Source organism: Peribacillus sp. NPDC058002 (genome assembly GCF_042886655.1).
Classification (GTDB): Bacteria; Bacillota; Bacilli; order Bacillales; family DSM-1321; genus Peribacillus; species Peribacillus aracenensis.
In genome coordinates, this window is sequence record NZ_JBHVQU010000274.1 from 1 (window position 1) to 4,412 (window position 4,412).

Below are 4,412 nucleotides of genomic sequence, written 5' to 3' on the forward strand. Positions count from 1 at the left end.
AATCAAGCCAAGGAATATTGCGTTCGTACCAGATAGACCTTGCAGCCAATTGGTCAAGCCCATGTTTATTGCGGTTACTGGTTCATTTATGAGAAATAGCATGATAAACCCTGTAATTAACATACCGAATACAGGATAGAGTAAAACTGGTTTAATGCCATCGAGTGTTTGCGGTAATCTGGAAAACAATTTTCTTAAAAGTAAGACGACATAACCTGCAAGGAAACCGGCGATCAGTCCGCCAAGAAAACCGGCATTAGCCTGTGCTGCCAATAATCCCCCTACCATACCAGGAGCAAAACCCGGACGGTCGGCAATACTTGAAGCAATGAATCCAGCCAGGACAGGGACAAGTAAGAAGAAAGCACCATTTCCCCCGCCAATATCACTTAATGCTTTGGCAATGGGATTATAATCCGGATTTGCCGGATCGGCTGCCTCGATTCCAAAAAAGAAAGAAAGCGCAATCAAGATTCCGCCTCCGACGACAAATGGAAGCATATTACTTACGCCATTCATTAAGTGCTTGTAAATCCCCAATCCTCCTTTTGCTGAATCCCCTTCATCACTTTTATCGTTTCCTGTTCCGTTGTAAACAGGGGCGTCCTGATTCAAGGCTCTGGTTAACAGCTCCTCGGTCTTCCGGATTCCATGCGCCACTGGGACAATAATGACATGTTTCCCGTTAAAACGATTCATTTCCACCTGCTTATCAGCTGCAACGATAATCGCATCCGCCTCATCAATTTCTGCAGCGGTTAAGCCATTTTTGATTCCTGTGGAACCATTTGTTTCGACTTTGAAATCGATTCCCATTTCCTTAGCTTTAGCCTTTAACGCATCGGCAGCCATATAAGTATGTGCAATTCCTGTAGGACAAGCTGTAACGGCTAGGATTTTACCTCCTTTATTTTTACCGCTTGCAGCCTTACTTGATTCCTGCTCTTCCATTTCTTCTTCATCGGCTTCCATTTCTTTTTGATTGATTATCTCCAACACTTCCTCACCAGAAGCAGCAGAAATCAATCGGGCTCTGAATTTATCATCCATCAGTAATGAAGAAAGCCGGGAAAGGGTTTCCAAGTGATCTGCATTCGCTCCTTCACTTGCTGCAATCATAAAGAACAAATGAGCAGGCTGCCCATCAAGCGATTCATAATCCACACCACTGACAGATTTGCCGAAGCAGATGGCAGGTACCCTTACAGCACTTGTTTTTGCGTGTGGTATGGCTATCCCTTCACCAATACCTGTTGTGCTTTGCTCTTCACGTTTTAAGATGGCAGCTTTGAAACCCTCCACATCGTTTAACCTGTCTGCCTCGGCTAGCTTTCCTGATATTTCGTCAATGACTGCTTGCTTTGTAACGCTTTGCAGATTGATGATGATTGTATCCAATTTTAACAAGTCTGTAATTTTCATAGAGTCAGCCTCCTGTTAGATGATTGATGGCAATTTGCGGTAATAACCCTTCAATTTTATCCAATGTACCGAGATCGGATGAAAAGGCTGTAGCACTTCCTGCTGCAAGACTGAAGCGGAATGCAGATAGAATATCCCCTGTACTTTCATATGTCCCAATGAAACCTGCGACCATGGAATCACCGGCACCCACTGAATTGATGACGTTCCCTTTTGGAACATTTGCGGAATATGACTCTCCGCCGGAGCATAGCACTGCCCCCTGTCCCGCCATTGATACAATAACGTTTTGTGCTCCTGCTTCAACCAATTTAGCGCCATATTCCCTAGCGTCATCAACCGTTCTTATTTCGGTTGAAAAAAGCTCACCCAGTTCATGATGATTGGGCTTTATTAAAAATGGCCGGTGTGGAAGGACATCCAGTAATTCCTTGCCACTCGTATCCACCACCACTTTAATGCCGTTATGGGAACAAGACCTTGCCATGGCTTCGTATACATCAGAAGGAACGCTTGGAGGGATGCTTCCTGACAAAATGAGGATATCATTATTATTCAACTGTTCGATCTGACTAATTAATTGTTGATAATTCCCTTTTGAAATGATTGGCCCTTGACTATTTATTTCAGTCTCCAGCCCTGTTTTCAATTTAACGTTTATTCTTGTATCTCCAGCTATCTCTGTAAAGTCCGTGAAAATTTCTTCTTGTCTTAAAAACCTTTTTACAAATTCACCAGTTTGTCCACCGATGAATCCTAACGCTGTCGTACTATTTCCGAGCCTTTTTAGCACTCTGGAAACATTGATCCCTTTCCCTCCTGGGAATTTTGCATCATAACTGGTTCGATTCACCTTGCCCATTTGAAAACTCTCCACCTCGACCAGGTAATCGATGGATGGGTTTAGTGTCACTGTATAAATCATTAAATGGTCACGACCTTTATCTTTGGATTTTTATGGAGTTGAGCAATTGCCTCTTCATCATTGCTGTCAGTAAGGATTATGGCATCGCTTACATCTGCCACCTTAGCGAAAGTAGCTTCATTCAGTTTTGAACTGTCAGCAAGCACGTAGGACTCGTTAGAGAGGCGCAAGGCAATCTTCTTCAGTAGAGCTTCTTCCGGGTCGGGTGTTGTGAAACCCAGATCTTGATGGATTCCGTTCATTCCCAAGAAACATTTATCAAAACGGTATTCATTCAGAAACTGTACAGCATTACTTCCAATAACAGCATTTGTCGAAAATTTTATCGTCCCGCCCACTAACACTGTTTTGATTTCCAATTCGATGAGTTTTGGTATATGCATAAGACCATTCGTCAGCACCGTTATATTTTTATCCTTTAAATAAGGAATCATTTCCGCAGTTGTGGTGCCTGCATCGAGATATATACAATCATTTTTCTCAATGAATGAAACCGCCAGCTTTGCTATAAGTTGTTTTTCAGCTCTTGCTTTGTATTGCTTTTCCATAGTTGTTGGTTCAAGGCCTTTTCTCTGAAGTAAAGAGGCCCCACCATGCACGCGTTTCAAGAGCTTCATTTCCTCGAGTTGCACTAAATCTCTCCGAATGGTCGACTCCGAGGCTTGTAACTGATCTACAAGCTCTTGCAGCTTTACCGTTCCATGTTCTTTAAGGATCGATAAGATAAACTGGTGCCTTTCAGTTGTCAACAATTCGCCCACCTCACTTTAATATCATCATAATATATGAAAACGAAGCAATAATCAATCAAAAACGTTTAAAAGTAACCAAATTCATTCAAAAACACCTCCAAAAACATTCATATAGTTAGAGATGACCTTTCTTTAATACCATCATCTTTTTTCTATGAAAATATCCTTTCCGTTCTTCACGCAAAAAAAACCCCCATGTCATCATGACATGGGGGTTCGTATTTATTTTATTAGCCTTGAAGTAAAAGTTGTTCTGGATCTTCCAGCATATCTTTGATGGCTACTAAGAAACCAACAGCTTCTTTTCCGTCAACGATACGGTGATCATAAGATAATGCAAGGTACATCATCGGTCTGTTTTCGATTTGATCTCCAACAGCGATTGGACGAGTCTTGATTGTATGCATACCCAAGATCCCAACTTGAGGGGCATTCAAGATTGGTGTAGATAATAGGGAACCGAAAGTCCCGCCGTTTGTGATAGTAAAAGTACCACCTGATAAATCTGAAAGTCCCAGTTTGTTGTTACGCGCTTTAACAGCTAAATCCGAAATGTTCTTCTCGATTTCAGCAAAGCTTTTCCGGTCAGCATCCCTTACTACCGGAACGACAAGACCTTCATCAGTGGATACAGCTACACCGATATCATAAAAGTTCTTTTTCAGGATATGGTCGCCTTGGATTTCAGCATTCAATAATGGATATTTTTTCAATGCGCCAATGACCGCTTTAGTGAAGAATGACATGAAACCAAGTTTAACATCATTTGTTTTCACGAAAGAATCCTTATGGCGGCTACGCAATTCCATGACTGCAGAAAGATCGACTTCGTTAAAAGTAGTAAGCATGGCTGCTTCGGATTGTACTTGAACTAGACGTTTGGCAATGGTTTGACGACGGCGTGTCATCTTAACCACTTCAATGCGGTCATCATTCACTTCAACAGCTGCTGCCTTTTTAGCTGCAGGGGCTTGTTTAGGAGCTGCCGCTGGTGCTGCAGGTGCATTGCTTGCTGCTTCTACGTCTTGTACACGAACGCGACCCAGTGGATCGGCTACAGGCACTTGAGTCAAGTCAATTCCTTTTTCGCGAGCCAATTTCCTTGCAGCTGGTGATGCAATAACTTGTTGAGTGGATGATGCTTCTTTTGCTTCTGCTTTAGGAGCTTCTTTAGCAGGAGCAGCTTGTTCAGCCTTAGCTGGTTCTGCTTTAGCTTCTTCAACCTTAGGAGCTTCCTCTTTTGGAGCTGCTGCAGCTGATCCATTTTCATCAACGATGGCGATAGCCTGTCCAACTTGGACAGTATCGCCTTC

General features: G+C 42.7%; 4 protein-coding genes. All 4 read right to left on the reverse strand.

The genetic code is table 11. The features are described 5' to 3' along the window. Positions 1 to 1,422 (reverse strand): PTS fructose transporter subunit IIABC (locus ACFVSH_RS23365; RefSeq protein WP_387708093.1); only part of this gene is annotated, 1,422 nt, incomplete at its 3' end. A gap of 4 nt (positions 1,423 to 1,426) precedes the next feature. Continuing rightward, positions 1,427 to 2,347 carry a 1-phosphofructokinase gene (gene pfkB, locus ACFVSH_RS23370; protein WP_387604266.1) on the reverse strand — a complete coding sequence of 307 codons (921 nt, stop codon included), beginning with the start codon at positions 2,345 to 2,347 and terminating at the stop codon, positions 1,427 to 1,429. Next, a complete protein-coding gene (locus ACFVSH_RS23375; RefSeq protein ID WP_387708094.1) occupies positions 2,347 to 3,099 on the reverse strand; it encodes a DeoR/GlpR family DNA-binding transcription regulator in 753 nt (250 codons plus the stop codon). Before ACFVSH_RS23375 ends, pfkB begins: the two co-directional genes overlap by 1 nt. 230 nt (positions 3,100 to 3,329) lie before the next feature. After that, a partial coding sequence (gene odhB, locus ACFVSH_RS23380) for a 2-oxoglutarate dehydrogenase complex dihydrolipoyllysine-residue succinyltransferase (RefSeq protein WP_387708096.1) occupies positions 3,330 to 4,412 on the reverse strand: 1,083 nt, incomplete at its 5' end.